The 23085-nt window shown below is 31.8% G+C and carries 3 protein-coding genes; all 3 read left to right on the forward strand.

What is annotated here, in order from left to right:
- The first annotated feature begins 250 nt into the window (after window positions 1-250).
- The 3 genes from noc (at window position 251) to GQF29_RS08860 (ending at window position 23052) form a co-directional block, all read left to right on the forward strand.
- Window positions 251-1018, forward strand: a complete 768-nt coding sequence (gene noc / locus GQF29_RS08850) for a nucleoid occlusion protein (RefSeq protein ID WP_008788930.1) — start codon at window positions 251-253, stop codon at window positions 1016-1018.
- A 160-nt stretch (window positions 1019-1178) separates the two neighbouring features.
- Window positions 1179-2030: a tyrosine-type recombinase/integrase gene (locus GQF29_RS08855; protein WP_008788929.1), complete on the forward strand. Its 852-nt coding sequence runs from the start codon at window positions 1179-1181 to the stop codon at window positions 2028-2030.
- Window positions 2031-2541: 511 nt separating this feature from the next.
- The gene (locus tag GQF29_RS08860) at window positions 2542-23052 is read left to right on the forward strand and encodes an SdrD B-like domain-containing protein (protein ID WP_160340795.1); all 20511 of its coding nucleotides are present in this window, start codon (window positions 2542-2544) and stop codon (window positions 23050-23052) included.
- The last annotated feature ends 33 nt before the right edge of the window (window positions 23053-23085 follow it).

The raw sequence follows: 23085 nt of genomic DNA on the forward strand, positions 1-23085 counted from the left end.
ATTAATATGAACTTGTGCTATAATGTGTCAATAAAACGAAAGTTTGGAAAGAGTTAGTATTGAATATTTAAAGATAATGTATTCATATATACAATGGATGACATTATAGTTATAACTATTTATTTTTTTAAATAGAGAAGAAAAAACAGTGTGTAAAAAGGGGAGTTTTCTTTTGCAATATCAGAAAGATGACTTTTGTTTTATGCCGAATAATGTTATAATATAAAACATATTGTGAGGAGTGAACTGAGTGAAAGAACCAATGTATAAATTTATTGATATTCATGATATTGAAGCTAATGAAAAACAACCAAGAACACATTTTGAAAAAGAAAAGATACAGGAATTATCTGTATCAATTCAACAAAATGGGTTATTACAACCAATTGTTGTTAGACCATACAATGGTAAATATCAAATTGTTGTTGGTGAAAGACGATTTCGAGCATGTAAATTAGCTGGACTTGAGGAAGTTCCTTGTATGGTCCAAGAATATAATGAAGATCAAACAGCAACTGCCGCATTAGTTGAGAACATACAAAGAGAAAATTTATCTCCTATAGAAGAAGCTTTAGCATATCAACAATTATTAGATACGCAAGATATAACACAAGAACAATTAGCTGAAAAAGTAGGAAAGAAACAATCTACAATTGCTAATAAATTAAGATTATTACAATTACCAATGACTGTTCAAGAGGCAGTAAGAAGAAAAGATATTACTGAACGTCATGCAAGAGCGCTTTTAAGATTAGATTCAACAGCTAAACAAAATAATATGTTAAGAGAAATTATGGCTAAAGGTTTAAATGTTGAACAAACTGAGCAAAAAATTAAAGCAAAAATTGAACCTAAAAAACAAAAACCAAAAGCAAAAAGTATTTCCCAAAATCTAAAAATTGCTATGAATACTTTAGATCAAGCAATTCAAATGGTACAACAAGCTGGTGTTAATACACATGTAGATATTCAAGAAACAGATGATGAAGTTGTTTATACAATTAAAATGAAGAAATAAAAAAAGTAATGCAAAGGCGTTACTTTTTTGTTATTCAGTCTTTTTTTCAATTGATATAACCTTATCAATGTAAGGAATTACCAAATATTACCAGGAGAATATTTGAATTAACTATGCTAAAATATAATAAAGAAAATAAGAAAGTTAATGAGGATTATTTATGAGAAAAGAGACAATAACATTAAAAAACATAGAGAGTTTTAAAACAGAATTAATAGAGGAAGAAAAAAGTACAGCAACTATAAATAAATATATAAGAGATATCCAAACTTTTTATAATTACCTTCAAGAAGATAAAACAATAACTAAAGAATGTGTTGTATCATATAAATTAAAACTAGCTAAAGAGTATAGACCAAGAAGTGTGAATAGTATGCTTGTTGCTTTAAATAGGTTTTTTGTTTTTCTAAATATTCCTGAATGTCAGGTTAAACTAAATAAAATTCAAAAAAGTGTTTTTGGTGACGATAATAAGGAAATGACCAAAGAAGAATATAAAAGGCTATTATTTGCAGCGAAGTCAAAAAATAATGAGAGACTATACATGATTATTCAAACGATATGTGCAACAGGAATACGTGTAAGTGAACATAAATACATAACAGTAGACGCTTTAAAAAAGGGAAGAGCAGTCATTATTAACAAAGGAAAGGTAAGAGAAATCATTTTACCCATTGAATTAAAGAGATTGTTACTAAATTATTGTAAAAAACAAAATATTAAATGTGGACCAATATTTGTTACGAAAGGTGGAAAGCCAATGGATCGTAGCAATATATGGAGTAGTATGAAATCGCTATGTGAAGATGCAAGGGTAGATAGCCAAAAAGTCTTTCCACATAATTTAAGACATTTATTTGCAATTACATATTATCAACTAGAAAAGGATTTAGACACTCTTGCTTCTCTATTAGGACACACGTCTATAGATACAACAAGAATTTACACAATGAAGAGTGGTAAAAATTGCTTGCGTTCATTATCAAAGATGAATTTATGCATAAATGACTAGTACATAAGAAAACTACTACATAATTGTTATTATGTAGTAGTTACTATTTTATATTGTGTTTTTACTCTTACATTATAGGTCAAAATGTAAAGGTTTTCAAGACGTTGGAGGGATAATCAAGTGGATATTCTTAAATTTTTCCAATTTATACCAATATTTTTATACAATAAAAATATATTAATCAAAAAAGAAATTTTTTCAAGTTACAAAAAATTTCTTTTTTTTTGAACATTACTACATAATAACAATTATGTAGTAAATGGATTCAGTAAATTATGAGAACTCTTAATGACTTTATCATGATTAAATTGTAATAGGATAACTATGAATTGAATATGTGATATTTTGTTATAAAATGTCACATTAACATCAAGAATGTAGAATCTAAAGTGATAAAGTTCACTGAATTTATATGAAGATTATTTTAAGGACATAGTTATCGTTTTAATTCAAGAGTTGCTCTATGTCTTTTTGCGCTTAAAAAGTTATATACACTTGGGAGGTCAAAATCATGGAAGAAATACGTAAATCTTATAAATGGAGAAAAAGGACCAAAAAAATCGTTTGTTCTATTTTAACTCTTGCAATGCTGGTACAATATTTGCCAGTATCTTTTTTGCGAGATGTTTTTGCTGCGAACGTAGAAGCGAGAGCTATCTCAGTTTCATTTTTAAATGATGGAAGTGGAGGAAATTTAAAACCAGCAGGAGTTGGGAATTATTTGCTTTCAACTGGAGAGCAAATGTCTTTATATCTTAAAATAAAAGCTGAATGGAATGATAACGAAGGGTATGCTAAAGGGACGAAAATGACGTTAAAACTACCTTGGTTTTATTATAGTGAATCGGGTGTTATATTACAAACTTTTGATCGTAATGAAGTGATTGCACAGAATCCAGATGTCGAATTCATTGGAGGGGTAGAAGCAAAGTTAAGTTCAACTGAAACAAACTGGGTTGTTCCTCAGCCAACTGATCAAGAACAATGGGGATCTGATAAAGATGGTGCCAAAGCATATCGACGTCAACAACTAGAAATTCAATCGACACCAACAAATCTATTTAAAGGATCTGCAACACCAGAAGTGACTTTTAAGTTCTTTACCTTGGGAGATAATGTTATACCTGAGAATACATCTGCTTCTATAGCTTTAGGGGCAAGTTATGTGAACTTTTATGATTCAAGTACGAACGAACCTTCTCCAACAGGATATGTGATCCAACCTGGGTCTACTCCATCAGGGAATGAGGACAAATCAGATTTAAGAGCAATCAATATTGTCAATTCAAATTTGAATTGGGAGACAAAGATAACAAGTGTTTCAACACCAGTGTTATGGGATAAATATAATTATGCAGTTTATAAGGTCAATATTAAAAATACTTCTGAAGATGCAAATAGTAAAATAGATTATTTTCATTTCATGCTTCAAGTTCCTAATAGTGTCAACAATGCAGGGCGTGGTGTATTAGAACAAGATATGATGGCTTGGAAGTGGGATTCATCAACAGGGTCACTTGTACCTAATACTGATATTAGTGATCATGCTAGAGACTTCTCTTTTGGTGGTAAATATGGAGAAGGTGGAGCGCTGATTTGGGATGTAACAGGGAAAGACCTCTCAGATTGGAGTATAGATGATGAAGGAAGTAAGATGGCTAGTGAGTATAATTATATTTACTCTATGCCAGGAGAAATAGGGGTTAAGATTGATAAAGAGAAAGGTGGAGAATTAAAGAAAGATGAGGAACGTAGCTATTATGTTGCAGTTCCATATGTTAATAATTTTGGAAGTGACTATAGTCATACTGTTAAATTGAAACAAACTATATATTTTGGTGGCCGTGATTTAGCATGGTCTAAAGATAGTGATGTCACTTCAAGCTTCATTAGACAAAAAGTCGATTTTGAGCATAATAAATATGTTGAAGAAAATAAGAGTCCTGTTACCAAAAAGAACGGATACTTAGGCCAAAACGAAACATATTATTTAGATAGTTTTAAAAATACAAGTAATACTCCAGTATTTAACAGTTACGCTGTTGATACATTGCCTGAACATTATCAATTTAATGGTATTAGAATAGAAATGAATAATAACAGTTCAGATTTAATAGACTGGTTTTATCATACCACAGCTGAAAACGGAGGAACTCCTGCCACTAGTGATCCTTTAGAATTTATAACTTTAAAATTTATAGATGATCAAGATAGAGATTTGTATGTTTCTCTTAAGGAGTTAGGAGCAACTGTTACACAAACATCAAATGATAATAAGAATATTTGGGAAATAAATGACCTGGATCAGAAGATTAAAGACTATCTAGATTCACATACAGATTATCAATTTTCACGTGATATCAAATTTTCATTTAAAGAAAGAATTGCAGTTAATGAAACTTTCGATGGGCGTATTGCAGTTATAGGAAAAACAAACTATTTATTAGAATATGAAAATACACTCAATACATTTTATGAAAGGTGGAATTGGACACCTTATACAACTGCAGAATCTGTCCCAGGTTATGATAAGCAATTACAGCAGATAAAAGATCCTGTAACAGCTATTATTGATGGGGAACGTGCGAAACCTTTAATTGGTGGATTTGGTGTTTATCATGATGAGGCAGAAGATGGAACAGTTACTGATATCATGAACTCTTTAACAAATAGTAGTGGCGAAAAATATCAAGCTGTTTCATTAGCTGATCCACAATCAGCCATTCGATTTGAAGTTGGTACTGGTACGACTTCAATGATGATTCCAAGTTATCTTCAAATAGATGGTCTTCTCAAAGTCAATAGCAATAATGCCTATATAGGATTAGTTGCATCAAATATTTATTTGAGTCCTGATCTATTAAATTCTTCGAAGATAAAGACAATTGATTTATATAGCGCAACAGGTACAAAGATACAATTGACATGGAGTCAGTTACAAGCGTATTTGGATAGTTCTAAGGGGAGTATAACTATACCACAATCAGCATGGCAACCAAATAATGGCATTCAAATTTCCCATTTGGTGAAAATAATTATTAATTTTGATGAATTTAATGGAAATATACCATTAAATAATGGTTTAAATTCTTATGTTGAAATTAATGGAACTCCAAATGCGACTGGTGTTCATAGATTTAATGGATTGTTTTCAACTTTATATAATGATTATCCTGCTGTTGCAGAGATAGGAAATATAGTGGAAGATGTCAAAACAACAGAAGCTATTTTAGAGGTTCAACGTATTAAACCAAAAATAGAGGCTTCTGCAAATTGGTATGGTCAATCTTCTACGAATATTAATAGTCCTTTAATTGTTCCAAATAAGAATTCTACATTAAACCCTACAGATCCTACTTATTATCAATTTAAAATAGGTAACGAATCTGAATCAGCTGCATTGAATGTTCATTTGACTTTAGATTTATTAAGTGTCAAAAATGTTGATTTATCTGGACAAACACTTATTAAGGGCTTTAATACTGAGAAGATTGTGATCAAGAGTGGTTATGATAAGGCAATGACTATTGATCATATTGAATTTTTTGATTATGATGCACCAACGAATGGGACACCAACATTTCAAATTGGTCAAGATGAGTTAGCAAATTATATTGATAGTCATGGTGATATTGTTATTGAGTCAAGTGCTTTTTCTAGTGTCATGACGAGATTAAAAACAGTTCGTATTGTGACAGAAAAATTTGAAAAATTAATTGTTAATAATGATTCTGTTATTATTAATGTTTATGGGGATAGTGATTCTTATAATTCTTATTATCAAGATAAGAGATTAGAAGCAAGCTTATTATTTGAACCAGTTGGACCATTGTATAATGATGATGATAAAAAACAAGAAAGTGCTGCTTTCTCAGTACAATCAGGTCAATTAACAATAAGTAACGATATTTATCAAAGAGATGTTCAATCAGGATATATTACAAAAAATACGAATACTGATCAAAATGAAAAAACATTAGGAGTGCCTTATGCTCGAGATTTTACATATCGTGTAGAATTATGGAATCGTTCTTTATCTATACTTGATGATGTAGATACATTGATTGAACTACCACAAATCAATGATGGAGGATTCCATCCAACGTCAATTGTTATATATGAAGATTTATTAAAACAATATGGGGTATTTGAAAAAATGACTTTTATACAAAAGCAAACACCAATACAATCTCTGTTTGGTGATGATTCAAATATAACAATGACATATAATCCTATGAATCATACAATTGGAAATAGTGAGAAAACATATCAGTTAGACTCACAGGGATGTTTTGTTATTCCAATTGAAGATATTGCTGGAGATCAAAGCTTAGAATCTATTATGTTGACTGGGCAGAAATTTGTGATAAATGATGGACTAGATATAAAACCATTCCTTGAAATAAATGGCTGGGCAGACTCACCAATAAATACATCTCATATTTTAAATACACTTGCAACTCATTATATAGACGGATTACGTGGGCTAGATAATACAAAATATACTGTTAACACAAAAGATACTGCAAATGCTTATATATCTAAACTCTATTATGATACAACGATTGTTGCTGGCTATAATGATAATCAGTCAAATGTAAAGTTTACAAAGACAGCAACACCAAGAGAACATGTGAGAATGCGTTATCGTAATGGTGGGTATTGGAATGATAACTCTGAATTAGAAGTAGGATATAAAGGATTAGGTTCATATGCGGTTGATTTTAGACAATATCTTAATACAGGATCAAATTTACCTGGTGATGATGCAATGTCAGGTCAAGAACATCAAAGTATGAATTATATCAAAGCAACATCATTCAATACAGCTGCAACTGTAAAAATGAATGTGACTTTACCAACACAGAGTTTTGAAGCCTATTATTTAAGAATTGATGAAAGAGCAAAGGATTATATTGATTCTATTGAAGTGACTAGAAGTGATGGAAGTTCTTATATTATAGATGGGAATGATATCAGAAGTCACTTCCAGGCAGAAGAGTCAGGATATGGTCGCATTAATCTATTACAAAATAATGAAAGTTTTAGTAATGAACAATTCTTTAAAACTGAAGAAGAAAATTATTATAAATCTCCTGATACAAATTATAATGCTAAAAATCCAATCAAAAGTGCAGTTATTACATTAAAAATTAATCAGGAAGAAACAACAACCTTAGATAATGGAGAAACAAAGGTTAATACTCCTGATTATGGAACATGGTGGAATGATAGTGATGAAAGTACTAAATATATGTTTGAATTTGCTGGTCGTTTTTACAAAGTAGGACAAGCAAAAGCATCTGTAAGTTCTTCTGTAATAATTGGAAGTGATAGTAAACACAACAGTATTGAACGTCAAACGACAGGAACTTCTTCACAGCCATCTGGAAATAGCTGGTCGTTTAGAAATTATTATCAACATACTGATTCTTATGGATGGGGAGCAACAACAGCAAAATACAAAGCAGATGATTTGTACTCAAATGCAGATGTGGTTATAGTGCGTGATTTTAATCGTATTTTAAAAGGTGCGACAACAGATGAAAAGAATGATTATAATATTCAAGCTAAAATTGGAGATAGTAATCAGTATTATATTAATTTCTCTAGAGCATCTAGAACAGCCAACGCTGGATTTAATACGACATCAGAAAATTATGAATCTGGTGTTACAGGAAATTGGGTTCGTCAAGATCCAGATGATTGGAGTGGTAGAGTTGGTTATACTGACCATGTATCCATAAATGATACTTTAGGATTAATAGAGCCAGATGAGACTTATGAATATCGCGGAACATTGACAACAGGACTTGATTTTCATAAACAAATTGTAAATTATATGCATGAAGATAAAGCTATCGAACTTGTTTTAGGAACAGGAAAAACACAAGCCTTACAAAATACAAACAAACAGACAATTCTTATTAAAAAATCTGATTTGGTGAAAGTAGGAGACTATTATACCCTTCAATTTGATAATTCTGCTGATCAGATGAGTGATGAAGATGCTGAAGGAATTGTTACTGAATTAAAAGATGGTGTTCTTCATTTAAAGAAACATCAATATATTTTATCATTTAGAGCTTTATTATGGGATATACAAGGAAATGGAGAATATCTATCAGAGATTAAGAATAATCATTATAACTATGTAGATGCCGATGGTAATATTCAAAATGGAATTGATGGACTTGGCAATGCTAATGATATTATCGTAAGAGTGAAACCATATATGGTTTATGAAAATAATTCTACGAAGATTGCTCAAGCAACAAATACTGCAACAACAAAAACATATCATGATTATGATTTAAATACTGGATACAATAGTTATATGTTTGATGATTGGGCACATAAAGACCAAACATATGATAGTGCATATATTATGGGATATCGTATTCCGTTTAAAGCAGGGCATAACATTGTCGCAATGGGAAAAACACCAATTGATAGCAAAGATGCAGTTACTGCTGATGGAAATAAACAGATTACGGACTATCTGACAAGTGATGGGCATTCTTATGAAATGCTTAATGGACAAACACATAAGATAACACAAAATATTACGCCAACTAATGTTCAATTTGGTGTCAAACTCTATAATCAGACAGTTAATAATCCAACAGATCGTAGTGTACCTGCACGTATTAAAAAGGTTGTAACAGATGATGCATTAAATGAATTCTATCGCTTAAGAAATTTATATATTCCAATACAATGGATTTACAAAAATGATGAAACAGCAACAGGCACTGAAAAAGGACAATGGTTTAAAATGTCACAAATTCAGATGAGGATTAATGGTAAAGATATTGTCATTAAACCTAATGCGACTGGAGATACTTTAGAAGTATCAGGATTAAATCTTCTCGTCACAACAATACCTTTAGATACGATAAAGAGTGTCAATGGGCAAAATTGTTATGTTATTAACATGGAAGAATTTGCCAGAAAAAATTATACCTCTCTTGTCACTGAACAAAATGGATTAGCAAAATCTTATGTTGCATCATTTAAAATCACATTAGAAGCAAACAATCCACTCTTTACAGATGATACATCAGTTTTAAGTAATGGAGAATATTTAACAGCCTCTAAAACAGATGGATATACTTATTTCTATGATGGAACATATGTTGATAGACCTATTCAGGAGTTTAAAGATGATAGTTGGACTGCAAACTCAGTACCAACATTTGGTCAAACAGGAAATGAATACTCTCCATATTCAAATTCAGTGGCTTCTGTTTCTGGACGTAGACAAGTCTACAATTATGTAGAAAAGAGTTCAGTTGTCTTTAGTTCAATTGATAACAATGCTGATACATATAGCGATGTTACAAGTGCCAATAAACTGATAGATTATAACTTACGAAATGCAGTGAGTATCCTAGAACCAGAACTGACAAAGAAGCGTGGAACAAATGGAGAATTATTTGCTTATGACAAGGTAGAAAAATCAGAGACATCAGGAGGAAAACAAACTGAAGTTGATCTCAACCATTTGATGCCATATGATTATATTGAATACACTTTGTCTTCAAAATCACATAACAATTCAGAAATTCCATTAGAAAGAAATCATTTAACAATGGAAGTTGAAAAAGGGCAACAAATTGTTGGCTGGCAACTCATTTTAAGTGATCAAGACAGTGAAAATATTATTGATAAGGCAACAGGTCATGCCATTACAGCTGATGATATATCAGTAACGCTTTCTAATGGTAGTGATAAATTAGAAAATATACAAGCGGGAAAAGATTATTCATTAAATGCTGATCAAAAAGACAGTCATTATCGTAAGATTGAACTGGTCATTGGTAGTGAGGGAACACAAGTTCAGCCAGGACAATATATTAAAGTTAAAATTATTACACAATTAACAGATGAATTGAAAACATTAACTACAACTTTTGAAGATAAAGTTTTAAATACCAATGCTTATATTTATGCTGAAGCAAAACATGGTTATGCACAATATGCGATTGAAGGATATAACTCTTCTGATTATACAAATGGTGGTATGAGTAATAATGGTTGGGATTTAACTCATCAAAACCCAAACCCATATACAACAAGAAATGATATCAGTAATACTGATAAAATATCATACTTTAGATATCAAAGAAATGATGAAGATACATCATTACCAGCAAAATCAAGGTATAATGTGCGTATGCATAATACATTAAAATATTATGATAATGATCCATTAACAATTGAATATAAATTTGATAGAAATGATAGATTATTTGAAGGTCAAGGAGCAACACTGACTGTTAAAGATATTAAGAATGATACAATGCATTTTGTTGATGAACAGACAGTGACAGTTGACTTCTTAGATAAAGATAGATATAGAGGGTTCACACTTACAAAAATTCCAACTGTATCAATTCTTAAATCAGAAGGTGGAGATATTTATTATCCTGATGATTTGGTAACAAAAGCTGGCTATGATAACATGAAAGATATTCGTGTACAGTATAAGATATCTCATCCAAAAACAAGAGCTAGTGACACTTGGGTGACAGTTGATTATGCCAATTTACCTGATGAAGATACAATGGCACAAATCACTGCAATACGTTGGACTTATTTTGATGTCTACTCTGGTTATGAAGTATCTGGAAGTCCATACAAAGATATCATTGAATTTGATAATGTTGTTTTAACAGGTGAAGGACGTTATGAAGATATCCGTCAAGATACTGATGCAAGTGGTGTCATGGATGATACATATCTTGCTGTATCCACAGCTAATATTGATCATCAACAAAACCATGTTGAAACAAAAAATGTTATGGTTGGAGATGTGGAAACAAATATACCAGTAGAAAGAGCGGTTGTATTAAATGATATTAAGGTAGAGGAAGAGGAGATTTATCGTGAAGTTCCTCAAGTGATATTACATCCACAAGTATTTGATTCAGAAAATGATGCAAGTGCGAATTATAATGAGACTGCTCAACAAAAGTTAGGATATCGACCTGAGGATACATATTGGCAAAAGATTACTTTAATCAATCGAGAAATGGTTAATGCATCAGATGTTCAAAATGCAAGACAGGGAACACTCATTAATCCAACAATATATGATAAAATTCCTACTGATTATGTAAGTGTTGAATCAGGTACATTACAATTCAAATGGTTAGATATTGATGGCAATCCAGTTGCTGGTAATTATAGTATTCGAGAAAATGTTATTGAAAATAATGAATCATATGACTATGGCGGAAAGATGATTTATGAAAAATCAGACTTAGTTAAAACTGCTCAATGGAAACCAATTTATGAGAGTGGTAGGCTTTATGAAAATGGAACTAAACCATTTGATGACTTGATTATTGATGCTAATCATACAATGAAAACCCATTATACTGTTAAAACATATACTATTATTGATAATAGTACAGGAAAACCAATTACAATGAATATTGGAGATACCTTAATTGTCTATTATCAGTTGAAAGTTGCCAAAGATAATTTACCAATGGTATATGTTGATGAAGATAAAGATTTATCAACTACAAATGACCAGCACCCTGCTTATTTCCCACGTGCTGGAGAATATTATCAGATAAAAGAAGAATACTTATCTTATTATGGAGCCCGTAATGGACAGGCTTATCCTTTCTCAAATAATTATACTAACGAAAGTGTATATCCTCGCGCTATTCAAAATAGTGATCGTTTAATGGATATGGATTATTTACTTCATGATATTGGTATGAGTGCACAGTTAAATGATAATGTGGATAAATGGGAATTCTTAAAGGATAGTTATGTTTATATTCCAGGAGATGGTAGTACAGATCCTTTAGCAAATACAAGATATGGTGGTGGAAACAAAGTTCTTGGGGACTATGATATTTCATCATTGAAGAATATGCAAAAAACGATTTATTCTCCTGGAACAACAGATCCAAATGGCGCTGGCAAAGATTCATTACCAGAAAGTCAGAAAACAAGCATGAAAGTTTCAACTTGGGATAGAGACTGGTATGAAATTGTTATGGAACCAAGAATCTTTCATATCAATAATTGGGGAAGTGATACACCTATTATTTGGGCACAAAATAGAATTCATTTAGAAAAAGCATGGTTAGTAAGTGCTAGTGAATTTGTCAATACTGATCCACATTCTGAAAATCGTAAGTATGAAACAACGAGTGGTGATGGACTTACAGATGGAAGACCATCTAATCCAAATTACAAAATTAATCCTGGACGTTCATCTGCTACAGATGAATATCAAAGAAATGATTTACATAAACTTACAGATGATAACTACGAAGTAGCATTAGAATATAATGAAAAGTTCACAACAAAATTACAGGCTCTCAATTATGGGGATTGGGATTTGAGTCAGGGTATAGAGTTTACTTATACAATGCCAAGAGGAATTGAACCACTTATCTTCGATAATGATGGTCATGTTGATATGAGTAAATTTAAAGCAGAAATTTTAAGTTCTATTAATGGTGTAGATAGTAGTGGAGTCAATGAAGCGTATACGTCATTAGTCTTAAATGATACTAATTTTGCAGTAGAAATTCTACAGCGTCCAACAGATGGAACATATAAGTATAGTGCACCAACACAAGCACAAGATCCAATCTGGAAAACAGCTGATAAAGATGATTATCCAACTGGAGAAGAAACATCTCCTTGGGTTATTAAAATTATTGTGAAAGAAAATTTAAAGAAATGGTTTAACAGAGGTGCAGATTTAGGATATAAGATGAATGTCTATATTCCTTCACATGTCTATTCAACAAATGATAATGAAGAATGGTTTGATAGATTACAAACAAGACCATATGTTGAAGATACAACAAATACTGATCATTATTATTATCAAATTCTTGATATTGATCACTGGGAAGGAACAACACGAGAAAACATGCAGCATAATCAACGTTATGGCATGGATTATATGTGGTATCGTGGAGATGGAAATACATCAAGTTATTATTTCCGTCATGGTACATATTATTACTACAATGGCTCAATGAATATGCCATATATCAATGGATATAATATTCAAAATCAAGAAGTTCGTATTCAAGAGAACGGACAGGGATTCAATATAGGAATCCCTATTGAGAATAATTATTCATATTACTTGGCAAATAATCAAGACCGTTATAGTCAAACAGGTACTCGAGCAGTTATGAGAAAACCTCTTCTACGCCAATGGACTACTGTTGGTGATGATAAAACTGGGAAAACGTTATCTGATTATTATTTAGAAGCAGAAGGTGGTCAAACTGATTTCAATATTCATGTTGAGAATAAGTACTATTATGATGAATTAGGTTCTGATTGGGAAAATTATTATAGCAATAGTTATGCAACTGGCTCTAAAGAACAACACAGTTATGCGACAGATGGTGGATCAAGAGGAACATATTATCTACCAGTTGTTACAAATATTCTTCCATATGGTATTGCACCAGTTGGCGTAGATAACAGTAGTGGTACATCAAATATAGGAATATTCTCAACCAAAGCAAACGAAAACATAAATCGTGAATTAAATTGGGAGTTATTAAATATAGATGGAAGTGCACTTACAGGATCTGAAAAAGATCTCTATGATGTAGAAGTTGAATATATCTATATTCCACGTTTGGATGAAGATGGTAACGAAGTTATCAAAGATGGGGAAGTGGTTACCGAAGGAAGATATGTTGTGAGATTCTATGCAAAAGCAAACAGTGAAGCAGGTGACCCAGCATTAGAAGCAAAAATCAAGTCTGGAGAAGGACGAACATTCTCATTTGAAACCTTTGCATATTCAACACCAAAACTTGATACATTAAGTGGGGACACGCTTTCTGGTTTAGGTGATTCATTTGAAAACAATTACACATATATTTCAAGCAAGTTAGATAATTTTAAAGCTTTAATAGATGAAGATATACCTACCAATGGTTATACTGTTGGTCATAAATCTAATGATCTTTATAAGTATGGAAATTCAAATGCATATTTCAAACCTGATAATCGCTATGATGCCATTATTGAGACAAGAACTGCAAACAATTCAACAGTTAATTTTGGGAAAATTCCAAATAATATTCTTAATGATAAAATAACTGGTGAAAATCATTATGTTATTGGACAAGGAATGGAGCGTATCTACGAAAATGTTCAAAAGGCTAATGGGGATTATGTTTATAATCTTGAAGATTATCGTGAACAAACGGATCCAGATACATTATCAAAGAATAAGATCAGAGATGCTCTTGTTCTTAAATTCCAGAAAGATAGTTCTGGTACCATTACAGCTCAACAAAATGATTTTAATATGAATCAAGATCAAGTCCATTATGATTATGAGGGATCTGGAAAAGAGATTGGTGATGTTGCATTTGTCAATACAACTAAAGTCAGAACAAGTCGACCAAATTTAACATTACAAAATTTTGTAAGTGCTAATGCTAATGAAGTTGGAAAACAAACACCTACATTAAAGGGAAATGGATCTGAAAATATTCCAGGTTCAACAAATTATACATATGATCATGATATGAATAATACAACACCAGAGATTGAAAAGGATTTTGATTATGGTGATGAAGTTTGGTATGAAGCAGTATTAACAAATAAAACAGAGAATACAGATTATGCACGTCAAGGAAGTATCTATCATTCAAGATTTGTATTTAGTTATCATCTTCCTGATATTGTAACTGCAGCCGATGAAGAAAGTTGGGATCAATGGCGTGATGATGATTTCATCATTGAGTTAAGAGATCAAAGTGGTACAGTTAAACAGACAATTACTCCTAGCACTTTAGCTGGTAGTGGATGGGCAATTAGAGTTATCAACAAAGGTTATCAAAAACAGGCTGATGGTACAGCTAGTCAAGAAGATGATCATACAGGTCAAATCATTACATTTGAATTGATTTCAGCAGCAGATCCGGATTTCGTTGATTATGATTCCTATGTACAAGGATATAAACCAGCTGGGTACTTGGCTTACGGTGATACGATATCTTTAAAAATTAGAACACGCATAGACAATAAAGAGCCTGATGGAATTGATCCTAGTGATCAATCACAACCTGATATTTGGTCAGGATATTATTGTGAAGCATATGCAACAATTCATTCAACAAATAGTGAATATATTATGACTCATGATGGTCATATATATAATGATGATGAAAGAAGTCAAATCGCTGGTAGTGATACAATTATTTATGATGGTTATAATCTAAATAAAGATATTCTTTCTAAGTATGATAAAACATTTACATTGCAACCACAAACACTGGTGAATTGGAATGATAAAAAAGTCAATGATGAAAAGAATGATGACGGAACATTAAAGAATGATTATGATCAAGATGGTGAATTTGATGATGCTTATGCCTATGCATCAAGTGCATCTATTCAAGTTCTTAAACCTGAAGCAAGTATTAGAATTGATACAAGTCATTTGCGTAAACGCGTAAGTGATGATAATGCTTCAATAGTTGTTATTGATGATGCACATGTTCGTTCAGCAGATGAAATGGATATTCGTATTACTCAGGCAGTTAATGAGCAGGCCAATGTCAATCAGTTTATTGCTGGATTAAATATCCCACATCGTGGAACAAATGTTGCAACTTCACAAGTTGCAGGTGTAGATGCAAGAGAAATGATATCGCATCTTAAGGAAATACGAACTGGGCATTGGGAAGTTCCAGACAATTATCCAAATAAGACTATTTATGATGATCATCTAAAAGTTTACGTTTATGGACTTTTGGTAAATGATCCATGGTCAATGACAGGATATGTAGATCCTAATTATGTTGATTCACAAAATCAGGCAGTTTGGACAATACTTGGAGAATCGGATGGATATAATCTAGATGAAAATGCAATAATTTCAGAGAATCAGATTGATTCAGTCGTCAATGCTTACAAAGCAAGTCACCCAGATTCTAGTCATGCATCAGTTTACCAATTAAAATGGGTTGTTACAATGGAAGGATTTTCAGCAGATGATGGAGCAACTTATACAGCTAAAGAAGCAGCTATTAATTATCCTGTTCCTATTGGTTTAAGAATGGCGATTGATTCAGAAGGGGAAGCTAATAAAGAAATCAATGCTTCTGACCAGGCCCAAAATAATACAGATGAAGCTATAATGCATCATTCTGGTGTTGTAGACAATGTTGCTTATGCAAGAGTCGTTACTGGTTCTAAAAATATATCAGACGGTATTGCAAAGCATGTTAATTACTTTGTCAATACGTATGCAAAATATGATGATTATAAGTACGCAACGATATCTACTTCTAATAGAGCAGGATTCTATATTGATCCTGAACTTCCTACTCTTCAAATAGACCTAGAACAAGGTTATTTTAAACCAAAAGTTGAAGAAATAGATGGTCAATATAAAGTCCATTTTGGTTGGGATTATGATAACTCAACTATAGATGATGTTTCTAGTACAATGCTGAAATATCGTGTCACAATGTTGAACAAGAAAATAGACAAGGATAGTGGTATTCTTATTCAAGATAATGCAACTGCCCCAAATATTACATTAGCATTGCCATATAACGAAAAACTAGATACATCAAGACTTCAATATGTAGAATATGATGCACAAGCTAGTGAGAGTCAAGCCCCAAAAGATTATCTTAATGATTATTATGAAGTATATGATAAGAATCTAGATAAAGAGACTCCATTATGGACATGGTATATTTTAGATGAAAATGGAAATTATGTACAAAATACTGGAATAAAAGCAGTTAAAGTTAGTGATGATTCACCTGTTGTCACTTCAAAAGAATTAACGGCGAATAGAAAAGAAAAGAGTAAAATTCTAAACTTCTACTTTACAGGTGAATTGCAACCAGGTGAAAATTTAAAAGTAGAAGTTATGGTCCCAATTCAACGTATGAATTCAAATGCCATTTCAGCAGAATTATTACGATGTAAAGCATATACATTCAAGAGTGGTGCATTTAATGCATATACACCAGATCAAGGGAATATGAACTCATCTGCATATGAATATGATTCACAAGATATAAATGAAAATGGACAGTATAATGATACTGCCATTACAAAAATGACATCTGCAATTAGTTTTACAACTGTTCAGTCATTAGGACAAACAAAACTTGTAGATACAGAACTTGAGAGTAATGTGACAAATGTTCCAGCAGCAGTTAATGAAGGTGGAGATTACACATTCAAGATTTCTTCAGCAAGTTTATCAAGTGCAGCAAATTATAAATATACAAAGAATATTCTTTATGATGTTCTGCCATATGTTGATGACAATTATGTTTATCAAACAAGAAAAGATGGAGAAAATTTTATCAATTCAGCGCGTAACTCTAAATGGAATGGATGGATTGATATCAATTCATTGACTGCTATTAAAGCAGAGGCTGGTTCAGATGAACAAGTTATTGCTCCAACTGAGTACAAGATATGGGTAGGACCATTAGTAGAACAAGATGGAAAAATAGTATTAAACAATGATCTAAATGGATTACCTCAAATCCCAGATGCTGTTTATATCAGTAATGAAACAAATCTTAAGAACTTAGTAGAGCAAGATTCTGAAAAGAAAAAATATTTTGTAGAACTTGAACAACTGAAGACTTATTTAGAAACAGTTTCGGAAAGTGAAAAAGAAGAACTTGTCAAAGGAATACGTACTGTATGGTTACAAATGAAAGAAGATTATACAATACAGCCATCTTCTCGTTTAGAACTACGCTATACAATGCATGCTCCACAGAATGTACCAAAGTATTTAGGAACAATTACACCAAATGCCGATGATGAAAAAGATAGTAATGCTCAAATCATTGAAGCAGTTAGAGATTTTACTGGTTGGAATACATTCTTAAGTAGAGGATATTCTGAAGCTAATGTAAAATATGAACATCAAGAAGAAACAGTTGCTGGAACTTATGTGAATGCGCCAACAGGGCGAGGATACATAGGAAGTTATATTTGGCAAGATATTGATTTCAATGGTAAAAGAGATGAAGGTACATATGAAGATATATACAATATTGGAAGAGACCTTTTGAAAACACCTAAGTATGACTTAAATAATGATAGTCAATTAGATGATCCAGGTGTCAATGGGGTATTGGTTGAACTCTTAAGTGAAAATGGTAGACCTGTGAATAAAGAGGGTGAAGCAGTTGCTAAAGAGAGTGATTTCAATGGTGGAACTGAAACTGGAAAGTATATAGTTCTTGATGATACAACAGGAAATCCAGTATTGCTTGATCCAGGAACAGATAGAGAGCGATTCCGTTATTCAACAAGTCAGCCTGCGACATACGTGAGTGAAAGTGATTATTATGGAAATAAGGGGTATTACGTATTCTCTAACTTGAAACCAGGTCAATACAATATGCGTTACACACTTCCAAAAGAGTATGTTGAGTATTCTGCCACAACTAAGAATTTAAATACGGCTAATATGAATGGAGTAGGAGCGAATATAAATACGCCTGTTGTTGTATACCGTAAGGGGGATGTTGTTTATAATGCTGCTAAAGATTTAAGTGATACAACGATTAGCAGTGCACAAAAAGCAGCATATCAAGTGAAAGATGATACACTTGTTATCCAGACAGCTGAAAGTATTCAAGTTACGGCTGTCAATGAGGATAATACAACAATTGATGGTCAAGGTATAACTCCACATCAAAAATATGATCGTATTTCAATGGGATATAACTTGGGTATTGGTAGAACAAATATGTATAAAGGGACAACTTGGTTGGATGAAACATATCAAGATGCAAATGATGATTTATCAGATGTTACAATTGATGGTATTATGCAAGATCCAGATGGATTGAGTGAAAGACGACTTGGCAATATTCGTGTAGAAGTTTATGAAGCTGATCCAGTTACTCAAAAACCAATAAGCTCATCACCAGCAATCACTGCTGATGGACAAGTGGCAAGTTATGTCACAAATGAGAATGCTGTCGATGATTTATTAGCAGGTGAATATGAATTTAGATTGGTACCAGGTAAAACTTATGTAGTTATAACTACAAATCTTGATAGAAATCTACCATTGAAACCAACAGCTCCAATTTATAGTAATATACCTACAGATGATACAAAATTCAATGATCTTGTTTTGGAAAACAAAGTTTCCACAACAAAGGCATTTACGGTTCCATATATTATTGGAGAACATGTAGATACATGGAAAGATTATGAAAAAACACATACAATTGATTTAGGATTTGTACAATCTTCTAGAGGATTTATTGGTCAAATTGTATGGGATGATAAGAATTACAATGGAATACAAGATCCTGATGAATTAGGAATAGAAGATGTAACTGTCACATTAGAAAGTTATTACTACAATAGTGATACAAATCAATGGATTAAATTACCAGATGAGAAAACTGTAAAAACAAATACAGGTGGTGCATATCAATTTACTGTCAGTACATACTATGATCCAAAAATACCTGATAAAGGACCATATTTAATGGGATATAAGGTGCGTATTGATAAAGATAAGAATGCTAATTTATTTAAGACATATGCCCCAACATGGCAAAGTGTTGTTAATGATGGAAAACAAAGTGATATGACAGAGGTTCCAAATAATTTAGATCAATATTTATTGACTTCAGATTATGTATTCATAGCTGAAAATAAATCAGATATTACATTGCCTGAACATATTATTGCTTTAAATGGTCGTGAATATGATATTGGAAATGCTGCAACTAAGAACTATGATGCAGGTCTCAAATTATATGATACTGGTAATTTGGATGGAATTGTCTGGTTAGATTATAACTATGATGGTATTAGAGATGATGATGAAGTTATTGGCAGTGAACCGACTCCAGAAGAAGAATTATTATCAAAAGTTAAGGTTAAGATTAAGGGATATTATTATGATGGTGGAGTATGGAAAGATGCTGCATGGCTTAAAGATGACAGTGCTCTTACATTAGGAACTGATAACTTCTATCACTATGAGTTTAGCGATTTACCAACGTCTATATTAGTAGGTGGTCAACCATACTTAATGGGGTATAAATTGTTATTAGATTCAGATACAATTGATGAAGTCTTAAAACCTACCCTCAAATATCAGGGAGGTGCTGATAAGGATAGCCATTTAGATATATCATCATCAAAAGATTATAATCTTAATAAAGCAAATGAATATATCATTGTTGCCAATGAAGCAAAGAAACACACAGAGACAAGTAACTTCCATGATTTGGTTGTTACAGTCAGTGGTCAATCTTATGATATTTTACAACATCAAGATATTTCTTCTTATGATGCTGGGTTATCAAGTGTAGAACCAGGAGAGTTAAAAGGATATATTTGGATTGATTATAACTATGATGGAATTAAAAACGATACAAAACCAAGTCAAAATGGTATGAGTGATAGTATCCTTGAGGATATTCAAGTCAATATCAAACAATATGTAGTAAGTGAATCAGCTGGTCACAAGGTTTATACAGAAAATACGTCTTTTGTTCATGCCCCAGCATTAACAGATAGTGAAGGTCAATATAACTTTAAAAACTTACCAGCGTATTACATTGATGATGCAGGAAATTATCATTTATATGCTTATCAGTTAACAGTAGACCAACAAGTTAATGATGCATTTATGAAAACTGATGATTATAAATTAGGAATTACAAAATATCATCGTGGAAATGAAAGTCATTTAGATAGTGATTGGTCTCATGATGGAAAATTATTGCATAATGGAATGGACTATTTAATTCTGTTGAATAAAGCAAATGATGATACTCCACCAGCAAATGAAGTTCTTGGTTATGATATTGTTAAAGGAAAAGCTTATAGCAATATCAATGCTGGAGCAGCTGTTTATCAAAATGGATTTATAAACGGAATCGTCTTTGAAGATTTAGACTATGATGGATTATTTAATAGTCAAAAAGATAAGCCTTATCAAGATGTGACAGTTGTACTCAAACAATATTACATTGATGATAGAGGAGAATATATAGAGACAGGAATTAAAGAAGAAGTCAAAACAAATGAGAAAGGTGAGTATTTATTTGATAATTTAGTAACTCATGGTCAATTAGATAATGGAGATACTGTTCTTTATGCATATCAAATTTCATTATTAGGTTTACCACAAGGATACGCAGTGACAAAATATCATGTTAATGGAGAAAATGGTTATAGTCATATTGATCCAAAAGACAATATTTTCAAAATGAAAGAAAATAAGAATAAATACATTATTTTGGCTAAAAAATCAAATGATACAACATTAGCACAGTATTTTAACGGTTACGATCTTATTGAAGCAAATAAACTTAAATCATTTAATGGAGGTCTTACAAAATTCCATCCTGGTTCAATTAGTGGCTATATCTTTGATGACCAAAATTATGATGGAATCTTTAATAAAGATGAGAGTGGACAAAGTGGCATTAATGTCATGTTAAGTCAGTATGCAAAAGTTCCTGGTGAAGATGAATATATTGCAACTGGAGCAATTGATTTCAAGGTTACAGACGATAAGGGATATTATCAATTTAATGACTTGGCAACTTGTGGTCTTAATGATGAAGATGAAATGGTGTTATATGCATATCGTGTAACGGTAAATCAAGATACTTTGCCTGAAGGTTATGGTATAACAAAATATCGTGTTGATACAGATGAACGTAATAGTAAGCTTGAATCGTCTCATTTTGAATTAATAAGCGAAAGTGAGTATCAATTCCAAGAGAGTTCAGAACCATTTATCATTATTGCTGGACAAACAGATAGTCAGGATATCTCATATTATCAAGAGGGCTATGATCTCATTGAAAGTATTCAAGTTGAAGAGTTGAATGGTGGTATCTCAAAAATTCAGACAGGTGAAATTACTGGTAAGATCTTTGATGATATAGAATATGATGGACTCTTTAATGATGAAGACTTAGGTAAAGAAGGAATAAAAGTTATTCTTAAACAATTTGTAAATGATCCTGAAACTGGTGAATATCAAGAAACAGATTTTACGCTTGAAACGATAACAAATCAGAAAGGTGAGTATCAATTTAACAAATTAAAAACTTATGATACAAATGAAGATGGAGAAATTATTTTCTATTACTATAACGTATATGTTGATTTAGAATCAATACCAGATAATTATGCAATTACAAAATATCAAGTTCAAGATGAAAAATATAACAATAGTGACTTGATTGCAGAAACTGGACTGTTACGTGAAAATGATGAATACATTCTCTTTATTCAAAAAACTAATGATCAAAGTGTTCAATCACAATATAAAGGATTTGACCTTATTAAAGCTCATCAACTGAATTCATTAGATGGTGGAATTACACAATATGAGTCAGGTAAAATTTGTGGTATTGTATGGTTAGATGCGAGTCAAACTGGAAAGATTGATAGATTAGATCCACGATTAGCAAATCAAACTGTAAACTTACAAAGATACTATTATAAAGATGGGCAATGGGTAGAAGATTTAACTATGGTTAAATCAGCAACGAGTGATCAAAATGGCTACTATGAATTTAATGATTTAGATTCATATGTAGAAATTGATGAAGAAAAATACCTTGCTGGTTATCAGGCTTATATTCATGAAGTTCCTTCAGATATGGAAGTTACTGAGCCTTTCAAAAATAATGGGGAAAGTGATAGTAAATTATTAGAAGCAGAATTGCGTCTGAGTCATCCGATGTATGAGAAAGATGGATATATGATTGTTGCACAAACATCTCATTCAAGAGCAGACGATATCAACAGTTCTCAATATGTAAAAAATGGCTATGATATTGTTAAATCAAAAGATATAGATGATATGAATGCAGGATTCTATCAACTTGCTTCAAATGATAATATAGTTATCACTATTACTGCTGATGATACAACACTTATAGAATATTGTTTATTAGCAATCAGTTCATTTGTAAGTATTTGTGTCATTGCATTTAAGAAACGTAAAGAGGATTAAAACAAGCAGCCATGAATTATGTATTCATGGCTG

It is taken from the genome of Coprobacillus cateniformis, assembly GCF_009767585.1.
In the GTDB taxonomy this organism is placed as follows: domain Bacteria; phylum Bacillota_I; class Bacilli_A; order Erysipelotrichales; family Coprobacillaceae; genus Coprobacillus; species Coprobacillus cateniformis.